This window comes from Streptomyces sp. NPDC059002, assembly GCF_042740435.1.
GTDB lineage: Bacteria > Actinomycetota > Actinomycetes > Streptomycetales > Streptomycetaceae > Streptomyces.
The window spans coordinates 255,299-274,399 of sequence record NZ_JBHYJI010000002.1; the positions used below are offsets into that span (position 1 = coordinate 255,299).

The following is a 19,101-nucleotide window of genomic DNA, read 5'->3' on the forward strand; positions in this document are numbered from 1 at the left end:
AAGCAAAGGAGTCTGTGACGCCGATGCTATCGGAGAGGCCACACCCATGCCCCACGACGTCGAACGGTTCAACCGCCGGGTCATCGAGGAGTTCCGCGCGAACGGCGGCCGGGTCGGCGGGATGTTCGCCGACACGCCCCTCCTGCTCCTCACCACCACCGGGGCCCGCAGCGGCACACCCCGCACCAACCCCGCCGTCTACGCCCGCGACGGCGCCCGCCTGCTCGTCTTCGCCTCCAACGCGGGCGCCCCTGCGAACCCGGGCTGGTACCACAACCTCCTCGCCGCCTCCCGGTCCTTCGTCGAGATCGGCGACGGCAGCGGCGGCGTGGACCGCTTCCCCGTCACCGCGGAGCCGCTGCACGGCGAGGAGCGCGACGCCCAGTACCGCGCGCAGTGCGAGCGCGACCCGGCCTTCATCGCCTACCAGGAGGACACGCCGCGCACCATCCCCGTCGTCGCCCTGACCCGCCTCACCGTCGACGCCCCGGCACGGCACCGGGCCATCGCCGACCATCTGGTGCGCGTCCACGGCGAGTTGCGCCGCGAGCTCGCCGCCGTGCGCGAGGAGGTCGAGCAGCACCCCTCCGGCCTCCCGGCCCGCCCGCCCGCTCCCCTGGGCAGGCAGCTCACGCGGCACTGCCTCACGCTGTGCGGCGCGCTCCACGAACACCACACCAACGAGGACGGCGCCTTCAGCCGACTGGAGGGCCAGTACCCCGAGTTGGCCCCGGCGATCGCCCGCCTGCGCGACGAGCACAAGGTCGTGGCACGCGCCCTCACCGAACTGGAGACCCTCCTGACGACCCCGGACGCCGCCGTCGACCTCACCGCCGAACTCGACCGGCTCACCGCCGACCTGGAGGAGCACTTCGCGTACGAGGAGGAACAACTGCTGCCGTCGCTGTACGGAACAGGTGGCTGAACTCCCGTACACCCCAGGTCACATGGCGCGCTCGCACCCCTCCCAGTACGGTTCGCGCAGCCGCCGCTTGTACAGCTTGCCGTTCGGGTCGCGCGGCATCGCCTCGATGAAGTCGACGCTCTTGGGCCGCTTGTAGCCCGCGAGCCGCCGTTCGCAGTGGGCGAGGATCTCGGCGGCGAGCGCCTCGTCCGCCGCGCGGCCCTCGGCGACCTCGACGACGGCCTTGACCTCCTCGCCCCAGTCGTCGTGCGGGATCCCGAAGGCCGCGGCGTCCGCGACCGCGGGATGGGTGAGCAGCGCCGACTCGATCTCGGCCGGATAGATGTTGACCCCGCCCGAGATGATCATGTCGATCTTCCGGTCGCGCAGGAAGAGATAGCCGTCCTCGTCGAGGACGCCGAGGTCGCCGACGGTGAAGAAGTCGCCGATGCGGTTCTTCTTCGTCTTCGACTCGTCCCTGTGGTACGAGAATCCGCCCGTGGTCATCTTCATGTAGACGGTGCCCAGCTCGCCCGGCGGCACCTTGTTCCCGTCATCGTCGAAGACCGCCAACTCGCTGATGGGCCACGCCTTTCCGACGGTCCCCGGCTTCTTGAGCCAGTCCTCCGCGGTGGCGAAGGCGCCGCCGCCCTCACTGGCCGCGTAGTACTCCTCGACGCACTCGCCCCACCACTCGATCATCGCCCGCTTCACATGGTCGGGGCAGGGCGCGGCGCCGTGGATGGCGTGCCGCATCGAGGACACGTCGTACGCGGCCCGGGTCTTCTCCGGCAGCGCGAGCAGGCGGTGGAACTGGGTCGGCACCATGTGGGTGTGCGTGCAGGCGTGGGTGTCGATGAGGCGCAGCATCTCCTCGGGCGTCCACTTGTCCATCAGGACCAGCGGATGGCCTATGTGCAGGGCCGCGCCCGCGAATTGGAGGACGGCCGTGTGGTAGAGCGGCGAGCAGACCAGGTGGACGTTCCCGTCGAACGGCCTGATCCCGAAGATGCCGAGGAAGCCGCCGAGGTAGGACTCCTCGGGGAGCTTGCCGGACAGCGGGCGGCGGATGCCGCGCGGGCGCCCTGTCGTGCCCGACGTGTAGTTCATGACCCAGCCGAGGGTGCGGTTCGCGGGAGCCGACTCCGGCTGCCCTTCGAGGAGTTGGGCGTAAGGGCGGAAGCCCGGCACCTCCCCCACCGCATGGCGGTGCGTGGCGGGAAGGCCCGCCTCGTCGGCCGCCGCGACCGCCGCTTCCGCGAATTTCTCGTGGGCGATGAGCACCTTGGCGCCCGAGTCGGAGACGATCCACGCGATCTCGGGTCCGACCAGATGGTGGTTGACCGGGACGAGATAGAACCCGGCCTGGGACGCGGCGAGATACGCGGTGAGGAACTCCACGCCGTTGGGCAGGACGACGGCGAACGCGTCGCCGCGCTCCAGGCCCGCGGCGCGCAGCCCGTGCACCAACTGGTTGACGACGGCGTGCAGTCGGCCCGCCGTCCACTCCTCGCCGTCCGGTGCGACGAGGACGGTGCGGCCCGGGTCGGCCGCGGCCTGGGCCCAGAAGCCGTTGGGGGGTGTGCTCATGACTGGCTGCCCCTTCCCGCGATGCGGTTGACGCGGTCGACGGCCCGCTCGAAGCCGCGCGTCAGATCGTCGAAGACGGCCTGGACGCTCCGTTCGGAGTTCATCCGGCCGACGATCTGACCGACCGGGGTGCCGAGCAGCTCCTGCACCTCGTACTTCTGGATGCGGGACACGGCCTCGGCGACGAGCAGCCCCTGGAGGGGCATCGGCAGCGTTCCCGGGCCCTGCGGGTCGTCCCAGGCGTCGGTCCACTGCGTACGCAACTGGCGTGCGGGCTTGCCGGTCAGGGCGCGGGAGCGGACCGTGTCGCCGGACCCCGCGGCGAGGAGTTTCCTGGTGAGCGCGGGCGAGTGCAGATCGGCCTCCGTGGTGGTGAGCCACAGGGAGCCGAGCCAGACGCCCTGCGCGCCCAGCGCGAGCGCGGCGGCGATCTGCTCGCCGCTGCCGATGCCTCCCGCGGCGAGCACCGGCAGGGGCGCGACCGACTCGACGGCCTCGGGGGTGAGCACCATGGAGGCGATCTCGCCGGTGTGGCCGCCCGCCTCGTACCCCTGGGCGACGACGATGTCGATGCCCGCTTCCGCGTGCTTGCGCGCGTGCCGGGCGCTGCCCGCGAGGGCGGCAACGAGGACGTCGTGGTCGTGGGCCCGCTTGATCACGTCGGCCGGGGGTGATCCGAGCGCGTTGGCGAGGAGTCTGATCGGGTAGTCGAAGGCGACGTCGAGCTGGTTGCGGGCGACCTGCTCCATCCAGCCGGTGATGCGCCAGCCGGACGCCTCGCCCTCGGCGAGTTCGGGCACGCCGTGCTTGGCGAGGGTGTCCCTGACGAACTGCCGGTGGCCCTCGGGGATCATCGCCTCGACGTCGGCCTCGCTCACCCCCTCGACCTTCTTGGCGGGCATGACGACATCGAGCCCGTAGGGCTGTCCTTCGACGTGCTCCTGCATCCAGTCGAGATCCCTGGCCAGTTCGTCGGGCGCCGTGTAGCGGACCGCGCCGAGCACCCCGAACCCGCCCGCCCTGCTGATGGCGGCGGCCACCGCGGGGAAGGGCGTGAAACCGAAGATGGCGTGCTCGACTCCCAGTTTCTTGCTCAACTCCGTCTGCATGGCCGCAGGATGCCGCAGCCGCCGTGCCGAGGGAAGAGATTTTCTGATGCAGTGTCAGATTCTTTGGGCCGCCGGGACCGGCACCCCCATCCGCACCGAAATCGCCGTCGTCTGACCGCCTGGTCAGTTGTCTGATCGATCGGTTAGTGTGGCCGCACCTACTCAGGGAGGACGGCTACATGGAACGCACGACATGCTGCGTGGTGGGCGGCGGCCCGGCCGGCATGATGCTCGGTCTGCTCCTCGCCAGGGCCGGGATCGAGGTGACCGTCCTGGAGAAGCACGGCGACTTCCTGCGCGACTTCCGCGGCGACACCGTCCACCCGTCGACCCTGCGCCTGCTCGACGAACTCGGCCTCGGTGAACGCTTCGCGCGCCTGCCCGTACGCGAACTGCGTGACATGCGGATGCGCATCGACGACACGACGGTCGTCGCGGGCGACCTGCGGCACATCCCCGGACGGCACAAGTACATCGCCATGGTCCCCCAGTGGGACTTCCTCGACCTGCTCGCGGGCGCGGCCGCCGACGAGCCCTCGTTCACGCTGCGCATGCGGACCGCGGCGACCGGACTGCGCACGGACGACTCCGGGCGGATCACCGGCGTGCACCACGTCGACGAGGACGGCACGCCCGGCGAACTCGCCGCCGACCTGACCGTGGCCTGCGACGGCCGCGACTCACTGGTCCGCGCCGCGGCCGGGCTCACCCCCGTCGCGTACGACGTGCCCATCGACGTATGGCAGGTCCGCGTGCCCGCGCCGCGCGAACAACTGGGGCGCGGGCGCGTCTTCATGAGCATCCGCGACGGCCAGGTCGCCGCCACCATGGACCGCGGCGACTACTACCAGACCTCCTACCTCATCAAGAAGGGCACCGACGCGGAACTGCGCGCCCACGACATCGGCTGGTTCCGCGACCGGCTCGGCGCGCTCCTCGACTGGGACAGGGACGCCCTGACGGAGATCCGCTCCTGGGACGACGTGAAGTTCCTCGACGTCACGATGGGACGGCTGACCCGCTGGCACCGCGATGGCCTGCTGTGCATCGGCGACGCGGCACACACCATGTCCCCCGTCGGCGGCGTCGGCGTCAACCTCGCGGTGCAGGACGCCGTCGCCGCGGCACGCATCCTCGCCGAACCGCTGCGCCGCGGCCGGGTCGGCGTACGCGATCTGGAACGGGTACAGAAGCGCCGCTGGCTGCCGATGGCCCTGACCCAGCGTCAGCAGCGCGGCGAACACGACATGCTGCTGCGCCCCGCGCTCGACGGAACGCTCAGCGGGGACCGGCTGCCCGTGCCCCTGCGGATGCTCCGCAGCGTGCCCGCGCTGCGGACGGTGACGGGCTATCTGGGCGGCGTGGGCATACGGCCCGAACGCGCACCGGAGTTCGCCCGGCGCTGAGCCGGAGTCCCGGATGCGGGCGTGGTTCGAGCACCCCGGAACATGCGCTAAGGTTGATCTTGCACCCGCACCCGGAACTCCCGGACACGGGCCCGGCGTTGGTCGTCCAAGGAAAGACGCCCCGCTTCCTGCGGGGAAATGCAGGCGCAAGGCCTGCCCAGCGCTCCACACAAGCCCCGGACTCCGCAATGGAGTCCGGGGTTCTTCGTCTCTGTCGAATAGATCTCTTGTCCTGGGTACTGCTCTTGCCCCTGGCCGGAAAGCACTGCCCGGCCCGGAAATATGGACCTGGGTCACCTGGCCTTCCGGGTCGAGGGACGAGGGCTCCGCTGAGAAGGAGAGCGAGCAACACGGCCAGGGCCAGCACGACTTGAGGGCTGCGCGACGCACGTCCCGGCTCGTCGCCTCCGGCGAGGGCGGGTACTTGGTGAAGCAGGTCGGCGGATCGTGCGCGTGCGCGTCGGACTCGAATCCCGCGGTCCGGCAGGCGCCGCTCGCCGCCATGGTGAACGCGCCCGTGCCCAGCGTCCGGACGATGACGTCGACGGGCAGCGCCCCACGAAGCAGAACAGGGCGACGTCGGCGGCGTCGGCGAAGAGCTCCATCAGCCGGTCGGGCACTTCGCCGCGGCGGGGTACGTTGCGCAGCTCCTGACACGTTCGGCTGGCCAGCCGCACAACGGGCCCGTCAACAGCTCCGCCATCCGCTGGAAGCTGTTGCCCGCGCCGGGCCCCGCGGCCCCCGGGGCGACCGCGACCTCGACGTTGGTCCTGTCCCGCAACCAGTCGCGCAAAGAGGGGAGTTGCGACTGGTCGGAAACCGTCGGTGCGATCCCGTTCCCCGGGGAGCCACGTTCGCTGTGCGGAACAACTCACCCCTCATCAGCATCAGTTACTGGACCGGACATGCTCTCAGAGAAGCGCGGGTCCTTGAAAGATGCTCTGATGCAGACCAATTGAGCGGGATCAATTGGGGGGCGAGAGACCGGCACAGCGGATCAGGGGGCCGGTTCAGCGGATGTTGACGTCGATGCAGGCGTAGAACGCGTTGGCCGTGTCGCCGATGTTCCACACGGCGAGGACCTTGTGCCTGCCGGTGGCACTGCCGAGGTCGACCTGGTGGGAGACGGTCGCCGGGGGCTGCTGGTTGTGGCCGTCGATGGTGGCTACCTTCGTGCCGTCGACGAAGTACTCGTAGTTCGCCGTCCGGTGCCGGGCGGTGAACGTCCAGGTGAAGGTCTGGGTCCTGCTGACGTCGCTGACCCGCCAGCCCTTACTGTCGTCGTCGAGATCCCGGAACCTGGCGTTGCCGCCGCTGCAACTGCGCAGCCCCTTGGGGCCCTCCACGCTCTGCGGTTCCCACTTGATCTCGCCGCACTGCACCGTGCCCGCGGCGCACTGCGCCTGACGGCTCGGGGGCGAATTGACGTAGCCGTGCGCGCTGGCCGAACCGGTCGGCAGGGTGAGGGCCAGTACCGGCGCGAGACCGGCGCCGATCGCGGCGGCCACCTTCCGCTTCTTGTCCATACCTACTCCTTCACGGCATTGCGTCATGGGGGTGCGTGCGGCGTGAAGTGCTACCGTCGATTAGTCCAGACCATAGACTTTGGCAAGGCACGGTCAAGGCCGGTTTCGGGCCACGCCTGCTTCAGGCGCGCTTCTCGATCGCGTACAGCGTGAACGTCTCCAGTTCGTCCGCCGCCGCGTCCAGATCCAGGTCCGGGTGGACGAGCCAGTGGCCGATCACCCCGTCGATCGCGCCGCCGATCGCGAGGGCCACCGTCGGCGGGTCGAACTCCCGGAGCGCGCCCGCCCGTTGACCCGCCGCGAGGAGATCGGCGAGGGTGTTCCAGCGGCCCGCGGTGTCATGGCCGCCGGGGTTCTTGAGCCGGGTGCCGTCCGCGTCGTCGAGGAGCATCTCGGTGATGACACGGACGTGGCGGCGGTTGTCCCGCTGGTAGCCGACCATCGCGCGGACATAGGCGACGACGGCCGCGTGCGGGTCCGGCGCGGCGGCCACCTTCTCCTCGACGTACGAGGTGAAGCGCTCCAGGACGTACGAGAGGGTGGCCCGGGTCAGATTGTCCTTGGACGAGAAGTGGTAGAGCACCGCCGCCTTCGACAGGCCGGCACGCTCGGCGATCGCCGCGAGGGACGTCGCGGGGAAGCCCTTGGTGGAGATCAGGTCGATGGTGCACTCGATGAGCTGACCGCGGCGGGCCTGCTCGGTGAAGGTCGGTGTGCCGTCACCTCGGCGGGATGTCATCGTTGCGTCCCCCTCTCATGCCGCGCCGGTGATCGACAACCGACCGTACACCAGCGGTTATGCGCCCATCGCGGCCATGGCGGCGTTGTGCCCGGGGATGCCGCTGACGCCTCCGCCGCGCACCGCGCCCGCGCCGCACAGCAGGACGTTGGCGTGCCCGGTCTCGACGCCCCAGCGCCCGGTGTCCTCCTGGGCGTGGGGGAAGGCGAGGTCGCGGTGGAAGATGTTGCCGCCGGGCAGCCCGAGGTCGCGCTCCAGGTCGAGCGGGGTCTTCGCCTCGATGCAGGGGCGGCCCTCCGCGTCGAGCGCCAGACAGTCGGCGATCGGTTCGGCGAGGTGCTGGTCCAGCTGGGCGAGGGTCGACTTGAGCAGCTCGGCGCGCACGGCGTCGTGGTCGTGCGCGAAGAGCCTGGCCGGTGTGTGCAGGCCGAAGAGCGTGAGGGTCTGGTAGCCGCGCTCCACCAGGGCGGGGGCGAGGATCGTCGGGTCGGTGAGCGAGTGGCAGTAGATCTCGGAGGGCGGCGCGGCGGGCGGCGCACCGGCGGCCGCCTGGCTGTACGCGGCCGCCAACGCCTCGTACCCCTCGCCGATGTGGCAGGTCCCGGCGAACGCCTCGCGCGGGTCGACGGAGGTGTCGCGCAGTCGCGGCAGCCGCTTGAGCAGCATGTTCACCTTGAGCTGCGCGCCTTCGGCGGGCGGCGGCGGTGCATCGCCCAGGAGCGCGGCGAGGGCCTGCGGGGACGCGTTGACCAGGACGTGCCGGGCCGCGACGGTGTGCTCGCCGCCGGCCGTCGCGTACGTCACCTCGGCGCGCTGTCCGTCGGTCGCGATCCGGGTGGCCTCGCATCCGGTGCGGATCCGGGTGCCCGCGGCGCGCGCGGCGGCGGCGAGCGCGCCGGTGAGGGCGCCCATGCCGCCGACCGGCACGTTCCAGTCGCCGGTGCCGCCGCCGATGACGTGGTAGAGGAAGCAGCGGTTCTGCCGCAGGGACGGGTCGTGGGCGTCGGCGAAGGTGCCGATGAGGGCGTCGGTGAGGACGACGCCGCGCACCAGGTCGTCGGCGAAGCGCTGCTCGATCGCCGCGCCGATGGGTTCTTCGAAGAGGGTGCGCCAGGCGGTGTCGTCGTCGACGCGGGCGCGCAGTTCGGCGCGCGTGGGCAGGGGTTCGGTGAGCGTGGGGAAGACGCTGCGGGCGACCCGTCCGGTCATGGCGTAGAAGGCCCGCCATGCCTCGTACTCGCCGGTGTCGCCGGTGAGCCGGGCGAAGGCCTGCCGGGTGCGGGCCTCGCCGCCGCCGACGAGCAGTCCGGTGGGGCGGCCCGCGCGCTCGGTGGGGGTGTAGGAGGAGACGGTGCGCGTACGCACCCTGAAGTCGAGGTCGAGGTCCCTGACGATCTTCTTCGGGAGGAGGCTGACCAGGTACGAGTAGCGGGAGAGCCGCGCGTCGACCCCGGGGAAGGGCCGGCTGGACACGGCGGCGCCCCCGGTGTCCGCGAGCCGCTCCAGGAGCAGCACGGACCGCCCGGCGCGGGCGAGATAGGCGGCGGCGACGAGACCGTTGTGACCACCGCCGACGATGACGGCGTCGTACACATCGCGATCAGGCATGACTCTTCCTAGCACGGGCCCGGCGGTTGCGGCCCCGCCCGTCGCGGACAGGCGCGCCGCGCCGGGGCGGGCCGGTCAGTGGCCGCCGGAGGCCCGCTGCTGGCGCAGCACCGCCACCCTGCGGTACAGCTCGACGGCCTCGGTGCCGCGGCCCAGTTGCTCCAGGCAGTGGGCCTCGTCGTTGCGGCTGGCCAGGGCGTCGGGGTGGTCGGCGCCCAGGACCTGTTCGCGGGCGGCGGCCACCCTGCGGTACTCGGTGAGGGCGTCGGCCCAGCGGCCGAGCCAGCCGAGGCCGACGGCGACCTCGCGGCGGCTGACCAGGGTGTCCGGGTGGTCGGCGCCCAGGACGCGCTCGCGGATGGCGCACACGTCGCGGGCCTCCGCGAGTGCCTCCTCCCAGCGGCCCTGCCGGCCGAGGTTCACGCCGAGGCCGTGCCGGGCGCGCAGCGTCTCGGGGTCGGCGGGGCCGTTCACGCGGGTGCGGTCGTCGATCAGGTCGCGGTAGAGCTCCAGGGCCTCGCCGCTGCGGCCGAGCCTGCCGAGGCTGATGCCGACCTCGTAGCGGGCGGCGAGCGTGTCGGAGTGGTCGGCGCCGAGGGCCCGCACCCGGGCGTCGGCGACCTCGCGGTAGGTCTGCAGGGCCTCCGGCCAGCGCCCCAACTGGCCCAGCGCGTACGCCACTTCGTACCGCGTGACGAGCGTGTCGGGGTGGGTGGGGCCGAGCACCCGCGCGCGGGCGGCCGCTACCTCCTCGGCGAGCCGGTAGGAGTCCTCCAGGCGGCCGAGGCGGCTCAGGTTGTAGGCGAGGTTGTGGCGGCAGCGCAGGGTGTCCGGGTGGTCGGGGCCCGCCGTGCGCTCCCGTACGGAGAGCACCGCGGTGTACGCCTGGTGCGCCTCGAAGTGCCGCCCCAACTGGCCCAGCACGTACGCCATTTCCTGCCGGGCGGCGAGCGTGTCCGGGTGCTCGGCCCCCAGGGAGCGCTCCCGCCCCTGCGCGACGCGGCCGTACTCGCGCAGCGCGTCGGCGGCGCGACCCGTGCGGCTGAGCGTGAAGCCCACTTCGTAGCGGCTGGCGAGTGTGTCGGGGTGGTCGGGGCCGAGGGCGTGCTCCCGCTCGGCGGCGACGGCGCGGTGCACCTCGCCCGCCTCGGCCCAGCGGCCCAGCCTGCCGAGGCTCAGTCCGGCGTTGTGTCTGCCGGTGAGGGTGGCGATCAACTCCGGTGACGGCGTGGGCCGTTCGGGCTCACCGGGAGCCGCGGTGCGGCGCGCGTCGGTGCGCGGGATCCACTCGCCGGTCAGGCCCGCCGCCGCGTCGGGCGGCGTGGTGCGCAGCGCGGACGCGCCGCTCGCCTTGTGCCCGGTGGTCATGCCGCGGGTCCAGGAGGGCAGGCGCGGCTCGTGGGACGGCGGCTGTTCGTGGCGCCGCACGGGCGGGGTGGTGACGACGGTGGGGACGTACGAGCGCGAAGTGCGGCCCATGGTGATGCGGCGGCCGAGATCGCGCGCGTCGTGCGGCCGGTCGGCGGGCTCCTTGGCGAGCAGGTCGAGCACGACCCGCTCGAAGTACTCGGGCAGTTCGCCGCGGTGGCGGCGCGGCGGCTCGGGCGCGGTGTCGCGGTGCCCGACGAGGACGGCCCAGGCGTCCTCCAGGTCGAAGGGCGGGGCGCCGGTGGCGATCTCGTAGAGCACACAGCCCAGGGAGTACAGGTCGCTGCGCTGGTCGACGGGGTCGCCGCTGATCTGCTCGGGCGACATGTAGTGCGGGGTGCCCATGGCGATGCCGGTGCCGGTCAGGCGCGAGGTGAAGCCGATGTCGGCGCCGAGCCTCGCGATGCCGAAGTCGCAGATCTTCACCGTGCCGTCGGAGAGCCGCATGATGTTCGCGGGCTTCAAGTCCCGGTGCACGATGCCCTGTTCATGGGTGTACGCGAGGGCGGACGCGACCTGCTCGGCGATCTCCACGACGTCGTCGACGGGCAGCGGATGCTGTTTGTTGTCCTCCAGGAGCTGGCTGAGATTGCGCCCTTCGAGCAGCTCCATCACCAGATACAGCACGCCGTCGTACTCGCCGAAGTCGTGCACGACCGTGACGCCGCGGTGCTGGAGCGCGGCCGCGACCCGGGCCTCGCGCCGGAAGCGTTCGCGCAGCACGCGGGTGAAGGACTGGTCGTGCTGGTGCCCCATCGGTTTGAGGCACTTGACGGCGACCCTGCGGCCGAGCGACTCATCGCGCGCCCGCCACACCTCGCCCATGCCGCCGCGCCCGATCAGATCCAGCAACCGGTACCGGCCGTGGATCAGCCTGGTGTCCGCCATCTCGCGCTGTCGCCCCCGTTGCCTCGCTGCGCCCTCCCCGGCCCGTCCAGTATGGCGTCCCGTCTGTCGAGTTTGTACGGTACCGGGCGGCTGCCCGGTCCGAGCCGGGCCATGGCCCGCAGGATGTGTTTGGGCGGCAGTTGCCAGCGCACACGCGCGGGAATGGTGCGCAGGGCGGTGCCGGTGAGTTCCAGGCGGCGGGTCACCGTCGCGGGCCGCGGGGCGGGCCTGCCGTACAGCTCGTGGGCGTATGGAGGCAGGGCGGCGTAGGCCAGATCGGCCACGCGCCGCCACAGCAGGGCGCGCGCGGGAACGAGGAGGGGGTGGGTCGGCGGCCGCCGCAGGAAGTCGTCGACGGCGCGAGCCCCCGGCCCCGCGGCGAGTTCGGGCCGCACCTTCTCGAAGTACGCGGCGAGTTCGGCCGTCGACGCGGGGACGTCGGCGGGGTCGAGGCCGACCAGGCGGGCGCTCTCCCGGTGTTCGGCGACGTACCGGTCGGCCAGCGCGCCGGTGAGGCGGAACCCGGAGCGGCGTACGACATGGAGATAGGAGTCGATCTCCGCGCAGTGCACCCAGAGCAGCAGCTCCGGCTCGTCGACGCCGTACCGCTCCCCCGTGTCCGGGTCGGTGGCCTTGAGCATCGTATGGATCTTGCGGACGCGGGCCCCCGCCCGCTCGGCGGCCTCGGTGGTCCCGTACGTGGTGGTGCCGACGAAGCCCGCGGTGCGCATCAGGCGGCCCCAGGCGTCCTTGCGGAAGTCGGAGTTCTGCATGACGCCGCGGACCGCGCGCGGATGCAGGGCCTGGAGGTAGAGGGCGCGTATCCCGGCGATCCACATCATCGGGTCCGCGTGGGCCTGCCAGGTCACGGAGCACGGTCCGAAGAGCCCGGGGTCGGCGTCGGTTCCTGCCATGGTGCGCGCGCCTCCTCTCCTGACTGCCGGTCAAGGCCAGGTTAGCCGCGGAAGCGTGGCATCCCCAGAGCGGTGCCGGGCCGACCCCGGGGTCGCGTGGCACGTGATGTCGCGGTCCGGCAGTCTGCCCGTGGCGAGGTAGCCGAGGGCGGCGTTCTCGGCGCAGGCGTTGCGGGTGTCGCTGAACACCACTCCGTGGCCCTCTCCCTCGTCGACGGTGACCATGCGGGAGCCCTTGAGGGCGCGGTGCATGGCGCGTGCGCCGGACAGCGGTGTCTGCGGGTCCCATTCGTTCTGCACGATCAGCGACGTGACGTCGTTGTGCACCGTGGTGGCGGGCTCGGCGCCCCTCGGCCAGTAGGCGCAGGGGACGATGGAGGCGGCGAAGTCGCCGTACAGGGGATGGCGGGCCGCGTCGCGGAAGGCGTCGCGGCGGTAGACGCCGGGGTCGCGCGGCCAGGGGGCGTCGGCGCAGAGCACGGCCGTCTGGCTGGCGATCTCGTTCTCGCCCGGCTCCTCGGCGGGCAGCCCCGGCACGTGCTCGCCGTCGGCGGCCTTCTTGAGCATCGCCACGGCCTCCGCTCCCTTGCGCACGCTGTACAACTCCGGCCGCAGCAGGTCGCGTACGGCGGGTCCGTCGAGTGTCGCGTCGCCGAAGACGATCGGTTCCTCGTCGGCCCGCGCGACGAGCCCCCAGAAGGTCCTGCCGACCTCGGCCGGGGAGCTGCCGAGGTGATACGTACGGTCCTGGCCCGCGGTCCACTTCGTCCACCGCTGGAAGGCCCGCTCGCCCTCGGGACCCCAGATGCGGAACATGCCGCGCCACAGGCGGCCCGGGTCGACGGCGCTGTCGAGCACGAACCGGTCGGCTCGGTGCGGGAAGAGCTGGAGGTAGACGGCGCCGAGCGCGGTGCCGTACGAGATGCCGAAGTACGTCAGCTTCCGCTCGCCCAGGGCCGCGCGCATGACGTCCAGGTCGCGGGCGGTGTTGCGGGTGCTGTTGTGCGGCAGCCGTTCACCGGCCGCGGCACGGCACTTGTCGGCGAACGTCTTGGCCCACGCCTCGTTCCGCGCCGCGTCGGCGGCGTCGCGGGTGACGCGCGGATAGGGCAGCTCGTCGGGGGTGAGCCCGCAGCTGACGGGGGTGCTCCTGCCGACTCCGCGCGGGTCGAAGCCGACCATGTCGTACTGGTCGAGCAGGGCCTTCGGCAGCGCGTCGGCGGCCTCGAGCGGCAGGTCGAGTCCCGGTCCGCCGGGCCCGCCCGGGTTGATGGTGAGGATGCCGCGCCGCTTGTCGGGATCGCTCGTCCTGATCCGGGAGATCGCCACGTCGATCCGCCTGCCTTCGGGCGCGCGGTAGTCGAGGGGCACCTTCAGGGTCGCGCACTGGAACGCGGCGGGCTTGTCGGGGGCGCACCGCTCCCAGGTGAGTTTCTGCCGCGTGTACGGGGCCAACCGGTCGGCGGCCGGGGCGTCTTGGGAGGCGGCGGCCGTCCGTCTGGTGACGGCGGAGGCCGACCCGCCCGCGATCCCCGGCGCGAGCCCGGCGACGACCCCCAGCGCGATCAGCGGCACCAGGCGCCGCCGGTGGGCGAAGTGCTGCACGTGACGCTCCTTCTGTTCGGTTTTGGGTACCGACCAGTTGGACGCGGCACGGGCCTGTTTGCCTCCCCCGGGGCACGGGCGAAAGGTGTGCGCGACTGGTTCACCTGCGGACGCGCGGCATCCCCAGGCCGATCCAGGAGATGATTTCGCGCTGGATCTCGTTGTTGCCGCCGCCGAAGGTGAAGATCACCGCCGACCGGTAGCCGCGCTCGAGTTCGCCATGGAGGACCGCGCCCGCGGAGCCCTCCTTCAGGGCGCCGGCCGAGCCGACGATCTCCATGAGCCAGGCGTAGGCGTCGCGGCGGGCCTCGGAGCCGTAGACCTTGACGGCGGAGGCGTCCTGGGGGGTGAGGGTGCCTTCCTGGACGGCGTTCACCATCTGCCAGTTGAGGAGCTTCATCGCGTCGAGCCGGGTGTGGGTCCTGGCGAGGCGCTGGCGCACCCAGTTCAGGTCGATGACGCGGCGGCCGTCGGCGAGCTTGGTGTCCATCGCCCAGCGCTGCACGTCGTGCAGGGCGCGGATGGCCATGGTGCCGTGGGCGGCGAGGGTGACGCGTTCGTGGTTGAGCTGGTTGGTGATGAGCCGCCAGCCCTTGTTCTCCTCGCCGACGCGGCGGGACACCGGGACGCGGATGTTCTCGTAGTAGCTCGCGGTGGTGTCGTGCGAGGCGAGGGTGTTGATGAGGGTGCAGGAGTATCCGGGGTCGCTCGTCGGCACGAGGAGCATGGTGATGCCCTTGTGCAGCGGGACGCCTTCCTCGGGGGTCGCGGTGCGCACGGCGAGCCAGACCCAGTCGGCCGTGTCGCCGTTGGTCGTCCAGATCTTCTGCCCGTTGACCGTGTAGTGGCCGGTGGCCTCGTCGCCCTCGCGTACGGCCTTGGTCTTGAGGGCGGCGAGGTCGGTGCCCGCGTCCGGTTCGCTGTAGCCGATGGCGAAGTCGAGTTCGCCGGAGAGGATCCTCGGCAGGAAGTAGCTCTTCTGCTCCTCCGTGCCGAACTGCATGATCGTCGGGCCGACGGTGTTCAGTGCCATGAGCGGCAGCGGCACGCCCGCCTGTGCCGCCTCGTCGAAGAAGATGAACTGCTCCATGGGTGAGAGCCCGCGCCCGCCGTACTCCTTGGGCCAGCCGACGCCGAGCCAGCCGTCCGTGCCGAGGCGGCGGACCGTCTCCCGGTAGAACCGCTTCTGGGCGGCGGGATCACCGTACCGGGCATAGACGTTGTCCGGCACCAGCTCGGCGAAGTAGGCACGCAGCTCGGTGCGCAACCGCTGCTGCTCAGGCGTGTATTCGAGGTGCACGGCCCCTCCAGGCTCAGACTGGCTCACTCGGTCCCGGACTTGACGGCGCACACAGTAGAACGCGTTCCAGTAATAGGGAATGGCGTCGACGCGGCGAGTGACGGGGGCGGGCCCCACCCATGGGGCGGCCGGCCTACCGCGACGCGACGGACGCCACCCAGTCGTCGACGGGGACGATGTCCGCCCAGCGCGGGAACAGCTTCTCGATCAGGAACCGGTGCACCTCGGGATCGGTGTCGAGGCAGGCGTCCGGCAGGACGGTCAGGGCGAGGTCCAGGTCGGTGGCCTGGAGCGCGGTGTGCAGGACCACGCCGCTGGTCGCGATGCCCGTCAGGACGAGGCCCTCGATGCCGCGGGCGCGCAGCACGAGGTCGAGGTCACTGCCCGAGAAGGCGCTGCCCCGCCTCTTGGTGACCACGATGTCGCCCTCCCTGGGCGCGACGTCGTCATGTATCCCGGTCCCGTGCGCCCCCTCGGCGAACAGGCCGTCGCGCACCGCGGCGGTGAGCACCTTGTTGCGCTCGCTGACATCGGGAATGTCCGGCCGCACCGCGATGACCACGTAGATCACGGGGATGCCCGCGGCCCGGGCCCCCTCGATCGCCTTGCCCAGACGGGACAGATAGCCGGATCCGTCGTCGGCGATGTCCACGATGTCCCGCTGGACGTCCATCACGAGAAGGGCGTTGTGCACCATGTTCGCGGTCCTTTCCCCATCGGCTCGCTCCCGGCGGCATTGCCGGGGGCGTCACCGGAGGCTAGCCCGCGCGGTGCCTCAGCCCAGGGTCGCCAGGAACACGTCGCATGCCCGCACGCAGCGGCGGCACGCCTCCACGCAGCGGTCGGCGGGGGTCCGCAGGTCGCAGAGGCTCGCACACTGGAAGCAGACGGCACGGCACCATTCGACCTGTATGCGGACCCGCTGCTCGTCCTGGTCGCTCTGTTCGGAGAGCACGCGCGCCGTCGCGTCGCACACGTCCGCACAGACCGAGTTGAGGCGGGGCATGGCTCCGGGGTCGGCGGGCCCCTGGCGCGCGGCGCAGGTGCGGACGCACTCGTCGCAGGCCTGGGCGCAGGCGAAGCGGTCCTCCAAGTAGCGGACGAGGTCCTCGTGGCGGGCCTCCTGAAGGCCGTCCCCACGGGGCTCCGGCGCGCTTCTCGGTGGTGCGGCGATGTCGGTGCCGACGTCGCGGGGCGTGGCCGGCAGGGCCGGCGAGGACGGTGTGAAAGTCACGGAACCCCTCCCTTCGACACCTCTCGGGTAGCCGTCGCACCATGGCTCAAACCCGCACCCGCCCCGGCCTGCCCGTCCGGCGCGGTAGAACGGCCGGATGACCACGCACCAAGGAAGCCGCGCCGTGCCGACCGCGCAGATCGGGAACCGTCATCCGCTGTCCCTGGTCCTCATCACGCTGACCGCGGTCAGCGGTCTCGTGGACGCCATCTGCTACCTCGGCCTCGGCCACGTGTTCACCGCCAACATGACGGGAAACGTCGTCGTCATCGGCTTCGCCCTGGCCGGTGCGCCGGGGTTCTCGGTCACCGGTTCGCTGGTGTCGCTCGCCGCGTTCCTGGCCGGCGCCGTGGCGGCAGGGCGGCTCGCGCGCGCCTTCCGGGGCGGACACCGGGTTCCGTGGGTGCGCGCCGCGGTGTGGGGCGAGGCCGTGCTGCTCGGCATCGCGACCGCCGTCGCGTTCGCGGCCGACGGCAGGCCGCCGTATCCGGTGATCGCCCTGGTCGCGCTGGCGATGGGGCTGCGCAACGGCACGGTGGGCAAGCTGGCCGTGCCGGACATGACCACGACCGTGCTCACCCGCACGCTGGCCGCCCTCGCCGCGGAGTCCCGGCTCGCGGGCGGTACCGACGCCCGGGCGGTGCGCCGGACCGTCGCCGTGGTCGCGATGCTCGCGGGCGCGGTCCCCGGTGCGTGGCTCGTCCTCCATCACGGCATCGGCGTGCCCCTGCTCCTGAGTACGGCGATCGTCACCGCGACGGCCGTGGGCTACCGCGAAGGGGACTGACTCAACTCCCGGAAATCATCGCGCTTTAGACAATGTCTCGGTTTGGTCTCGGTCCCGTAAGGCGCTGAACGAGGCGGCGCCCGGCGCCCGTACTCACGCTTCGAACGCACGAGTTGGGCAGCGTCGACAACCGAGGAGATCCCGATGACCAGCACGCCCGCCACCGACGGCACGACCGGCACGACCTCCAAGTACCGCAGGAACGCCACCCTGTTCGCGTCCTTCGCGGCCGCGGGAGCCCTGCTGCTGTCCGCCTGCGGCGGCGGTGACGACACCGACTCCGGCGCCAAGTCCGCGGACTCCGGGGCCACTTCGTCGGCCACCGAGCAGGCCGCCGACTCCGGCTCCATGGACCTCGCCTTCAAGTCCGGTACGGCGAAGCAGAACAGCGCGCCCAAGAACACCGGGGACTGGGCCAACCCGCCGGGCAAGCCCGCGGCGAAGCCCGTGCAGCGCAAGTGGGTCCAGCTCTCCGCGAGCCGCGCAGGCAACCTCGACCCGGTCGTCGTCAACGGCTCCGGCTTCACCCTCTACCGCTTCGACAAGGACACCGCCTCACCGTCCCGGTCCAACTGCAACGGCGCCTGCGCCACCACCTGGCCGCCCGTGCTCGTGAACCCCGGCGGCAAGATCTTCGTCGACGGGGTGGAGCCGTCGGCCGTCGGCGTCATCACCCGGGCCGACGGCACCCACCAGGTCACCATCGGCGGCTGGCCGGTCTACCGCTTCAGCAAGGACGTCAGGCCCGGCGACACCAACGGCCAGGGCGTGGGCGGCACTTGGTTCGGCGTCCGGCCCGACGGCCAGAAGTCGGGGCAGCCCGCGGGCCAGGACGACGCCGCGTCCGATCAGGCACAGCAGGCGCCCGCCACCAGCGCCGTCCTCTTCGACGACGCCAACTTCTCGGACAACGGTCCCGCCCAGGGCGTCGCGGGCAAGGGCTGCCAGAACGTCGCCCGGCCCAAGGTGGCCTCGTCCATCTCCATGAGCGGGTCGGCGAAGATCTGGTCGGGCCGCGGCTGCACCGGTGAGTCCAAGGTCATCAACGGCGATGTGGCGGACCTGGCCACGATCGGCTTCGACAACAAGATCAGCTCCGTGAAGTTCGGCTGATCCAGCAGAGCCAGGCGGGCGCGGTGACATCCGGCCTCAGCCGCTCGGCCGGTCACCCGCCGCGCCCGCCTTCTCCGGTGCGTCCCCCGCGCACCGCCCCGTGCCCACCCCGGCCCGTCCCTGCCGGGGTGGGCACACCCCTGCGTACTCCTCTGAAGGCCCCTCATGTCCCGTGCCGGGCCCGCCCCTTGAGGTGGATCATCGCCACCGAGCGGGGCACGGCCGCACCGTCTTCGGGTACGGCCGAGAAGGCGAGCCGGTGATCGACCCGACGCCGTACGGTGCGGTCCGCGGTGAGGGTGAACTCCACGCCGACGCGCCCCAGCGCCGGAACCCGGACCCGTCGTGGCCCGCGCGGGCGCGCCGTCCAGCCGTCGGCCGGGTGGGCCGTGACGGTCACGGCCTGCGGGACGGCATGGAAGTTGTAGACGTCCAGGGTCATCCGGGTGCGGGTACCGAGCCGGTGGCCGAGGGGCGGTCCGGCGTCGCCGTCCTCCTTGCCCGGTGCCGCGTTGCGCGCGGCGTAGCGCTGGCTGAGGACGATGTGCTCGGCCGGGGAGAGCGTGCGCCGCGGCGGACGCGGGCCGGATCCCTCGCCAACGGGTGTCGTACGTACGCCGGTTGGCCCGTCGTCGACGCAGACGACGTACACCGGATCGCGGGAGAGCCGGACGCGCACGCCGCGTACCCCGTCGCCCGTGACATCGGCCGCGACCCGCCTGCCCATGATGTCGTGCACGGCCACGCACCGCCCCCGCACGGGGAGTTCGGCCCGCACGGGCTCCACCGACCAGGCGACCGTGACCGTCTCCCCGCCCTGCCCCGCGCCGCGCTCCCCCGTGGCGAAGACATGGCCGACGGCTCCCGGGGGCAGCCCCGCCACGGGTCCGCCTTGAGGCGGAGCCGACCCCTGGACGAACCCCGAGTGACCGTGACCGCCCCTGCGGGGC

At 72.0% G+C, this 19,101-nt stretch carries 16 protein-coding genes; 4 read left to right on the forward strand and 12 right to left on the reverse strand.

What is annotated here, in order from left to right; genetic code table 11:
- Positions 1–46: 46 nt before the first annotated feature.
- A complete protein-coding gene (locus ACFWZ2_RS03095) occupies positions 47–925 on the forward strand; it encodes a nitroreductase/quinone reductase family protein (protein WP_384540940.1) in 879 nt (292 codons plus the stop codon).
- An 18-nt stretch (positions 926–943) separates the two neighbouring features.
- Here the strand turns inward: ACFWZ2_RS03095 and ACFWZ2_RS03100 are convergent, their stop codons facing one another.
- Both ACFWZ2_RS03100 and ACFWZ2_RS03105 read right to left on the reverse strand, forming a co-directional pair.
- Entirely contained in the window at positions 944–2,494 is a 1,551-nt protein-coding gene (locus tag ACFWZ2_RS03100; RefSeq protein ID WP_384540942.1) for an acyl-CoA synthetase, read from the reverse strand.
- Positions 2,491–3,603 (reverse strand): NAD(P)H-dependent flavin oxidoreductase, encoded by a 1,113-nt coding sequence (locus tag ACFWZ2_RS03105; protein WP_384540945.1) that lies wholly within the window; start codon positions 3,601–3,603, stop codon positions 2,491–2,493. The genes ACFWZ2_RS03100 and ACFWZ2_RS03105 overlap by 4 nt, the downstream gene beginning before the upstream one ends.
- Positions 3,604–3,782: 179 nt before the next feature.
- Between ACFWZ2_RS03105 and ACFWZ2_RS03110 the strand changes: the two genes are divergently transcribed.
- Positions 3,783–5,009, forward strand: a complete 1,227-nt coding sequence (locus ACFWZ2_RS03110) for an FAD-dependent oxidoreductase (RefSeq protein ID WP_384540947.1) — start codon at positions 3,783–3,785, stop codon at positions 5,007–5,009.
- A 1,010-nt stretch (positions 5,010–6,019) separates the two neighbouring features.
- Here the strand turns inward: ACFWZ2_RS03110 and ACFWZ2_RS03115 are convergent.
- The 9 genes from ACFWZ2_RS03115 to ACFWZ2_RS03155 all read right to left on the reverse strand — a co-directional run bounded on the left by ACFWZ2_RS03115 (position 6,020) and on the right by ACFWZ2_RS03155 (position 16,251).
- Positions 6,020–6,535 carry a lytic polysaccharide monooxygenase auxiliary activity family 9 protein gene (locus ACFWZ2_RS03115; protein WP_384540949.1) on the reverse strand — a complete coding sequence of 172 codons (516 nt, stop codon included), beginning with the start codon at positions 6,533–6,535 and terminating at the stop codon, positions 6,020–6,022.
- Between the two features lie 121 nt (positions 6,536–6,656).
- Positions 6,657–7,274 (reverse strand): TetR/AcrR family transcriptional regulator, encoded by a 618-nt coding sequence (locus ACFWZ2_RS03120; RefSeq protein WP_384540952.1) that lies wholly within the window; start codon positions 7,272–7,274, stop codon positions 6,657–6,659.
- Between the two features lie 57 nt (positions 7,275–7,331).
- Positions 7,332–8,882, reverse strand: a complete 1,551-nt coding sequence (locus ACFWZ2_RS03125; protein ID WP_384540954.1) for a phytoene desaturase family protein — start codon at positions 8,880–8,882, stop codon at positions 7,332–7,334.
- A gap of 75 nt (positions 8,883–8,957) precedes the next feature.
- Complete coding sequence (locus ACFWZ2_RS03130) at positions 8,958–11,198, reverse strand: tetratricopeptide repeat protein (RefSeq protein WP_384540956.1); 2,241 nt, start codon at positions 11,196–11,198, stop codon at positions 8,958–8,960.
- On the reverse strand, positions 11,180–12,112 hold the full coding sequence (locus ACFWZ2_RS03135) for an oxygenase MpaB family protein (RefSeq protein ID WP_384540958.1): 933 nt from the start codon (positions 12,110–12,112) through the stop codon (positions 11,180–11,182). Before ACFWZ2_RS03135 ends, ACFWZ2_RS03130 begins: the two co-directional genes overlap by 19 nt.
- A 30-nt stretch (positions 12,113–12,142) precedes the next feature.
- Complete coding sequence (locus tag ACFWZ2_RS03140) at positions 12,143–13,717, reverse strand: alpha/beta hydrolase (protein WP_384540961.1); 1,575 nt, start codon at positions 13,715–13,717, stop codon at positions 12,143–12,145.
- A 100-nt stretch (positions 13,718–13,817) separates the two neighbouring features.
- A complete protein-coding gene (locus ACFWZ2_RS03145) occupies positions 13,818–15,017 on the reverse strand; it encodes an acyl-CoA dehydrogenase family protein (protein WP_384540964.1) in 1,200 nt (399 codons plus the stop codon).
- A gap of 133 nt (positions 15,018–15,150) precedes the next feature.
- Entirely contained in the window at positions 15,151–15,714 is a 564-nt protein-coding gene (locus ACFWZ2_RS03150; protein ID WP_384540966.1) for a cysteine hydrolase family protein, read from the reverse strand.
- 78 nt (positions 15,715–15,792) lie between these two features.
- The gene (locus tag ACFWZ2_RS03155; protein ID WP_384540969.1) at positions 15,793–16,251 is read right to left on the reverse strand and encodes a ferredoxin; all 459 of its coding nucleotides are present in this window, start codon (positions 16,249–16,251) and stop codon (positions 15,793–15,795) included.
- Between the two features lie 97 nt (positions 16,252–16,348).
- Between ACFWZ2_RS03155 and ACFWZ2_RS03160 the strand changes: the two genes are divergently transcribed.
- Together ACFWZ2_RS03160 and ACFWZ2_RS03165 are read left to right on the forward strand one after the other, a co-directional pair.
- Entirely contained in the window at positions 16,349–17,038 is a 690-nt protein-coding gene (locus ACFWZ2_RS03160) for a YoaK family protein (protein ID WP_384540972.1), read from the forward strand.
- Between the two features lie 144 nt (positions 17,039–17,182).
- The gene (locus tag ACFWZ2_RS03165; RefSeq protein WP_384540975.1) at positions 17,183–18,151 is read left to right on the forward strand and encodes a hypothetical protein; all 969 of its coding nucleotides are present in this window, start codon (positions 17,183–17,185) and stop codon (positions 18,149–18,151) included.
- A gap of 163 nt (positions 18,152–18,314) precedes the next feature.
- On the opposite strand, the gene ACFWZ2_RS03170 is transcribed toward ACFWZ2_RS03165, so the two are convergent.
- Entirely contained in the window at positions 18,315–19,034 is a 720-nt protein-coding gene (locus ACFWZ2_RS03170) for a hypothetical protein (RefSeq protein WP_384540978.1), read from the reverse strand.
- Positions 19,035–19,101: the final 67 nt, after the last annotated feature.

Bases quoted from the DNA above. Each gene is read 5' to 3' on its own strand.
- ACFWZ2_RS03095 (WP_384540940.1), top strand. From the start codon at position 47: ATGCCCCACGACGTCGAACGGTTCAACCGCCGGGTCATCGAGGAGTTC.
- ACFWZ2_RS03100 (WP_384540942.1), bottom strand. From the start codon at position 2,494: ATGAGCACACCCCCCAACGGCTTCTGGGCCCAGGCCGCGGCCGACCCG.
- ACFWZ2_RS03105 (WP_384540945.1), bottom strand. From the start codon at position 3,603: ATGCAGACGGAGTTGAGCAAGAAACTGGGAGTCGAGCACGCCATCTTC.
- ACFWZ2_RS03110 (WP_384540947.1), top strand. From the start codon at position 3,783: ATGGAACGCACGACATGCTGCGTGGTGGGCGGCGGCCCGGCCGGCATG.
- ACFWZ2_RS03115 (WP_384540949.1), bottom strand. From the start codon at position 6,535: ATGGACAAGAAGCGGAAGGTGGCCGCCGCGATCGGCGCCGGTCTCGCG.
- ACFWZ2_RS03120 (WP_384540952.1), bottom strand. From the start codon at position 7,274: ATGACATCCCGCCGAGGTGACGGCACACCGACCTTCACCGAGCAGGCC.
- ACFWZ2_RS03125 (WP_384540954.1), bottom strand. From the start codon at position 8,882: ATGCCTGATCGCGATGTGTACGACGCCGTCATCGTCGGCGGTGGTCAC.
- ACFWZ2_RS03130 (WP_384540956.1), bottom strand. From the start codon at position 11,198: ATGGCGGACACCAGGCTGATCCACGGCCGGTACCGGTTGCTGGATCTG.
- ACFWZ2_RS03135 (WP_384540958.1), bottom strand. From the start codon at position 12,112: ATGGCAGGAACCGACGCCGACCCCGGGCTCTTCGGACCGTGCTCCGTG.
- ACFWZ2_RS03150 (WP_384540966.1), bottom strand. From the start codon at position 15,714: ATGGTGCACAACGCCCTTCTCGTGATGGACGTCCAGCGGGACATCGTG.
- ACFWZ2_RS03160 (WP_384540972.1), top strand. From the start codon at position 16,349: ATGACCACGCACCAAGGAAGCCGCGCCGTGCCGACCGCGCAGATCGGG.
- ACFWZ2_RS03165 (WP_384540975.1), top strand. From the start codon at position 17,183: ATGACCAGCACGCCCGCCACCGACGGCACGACCGGCACGACCTCCAAG.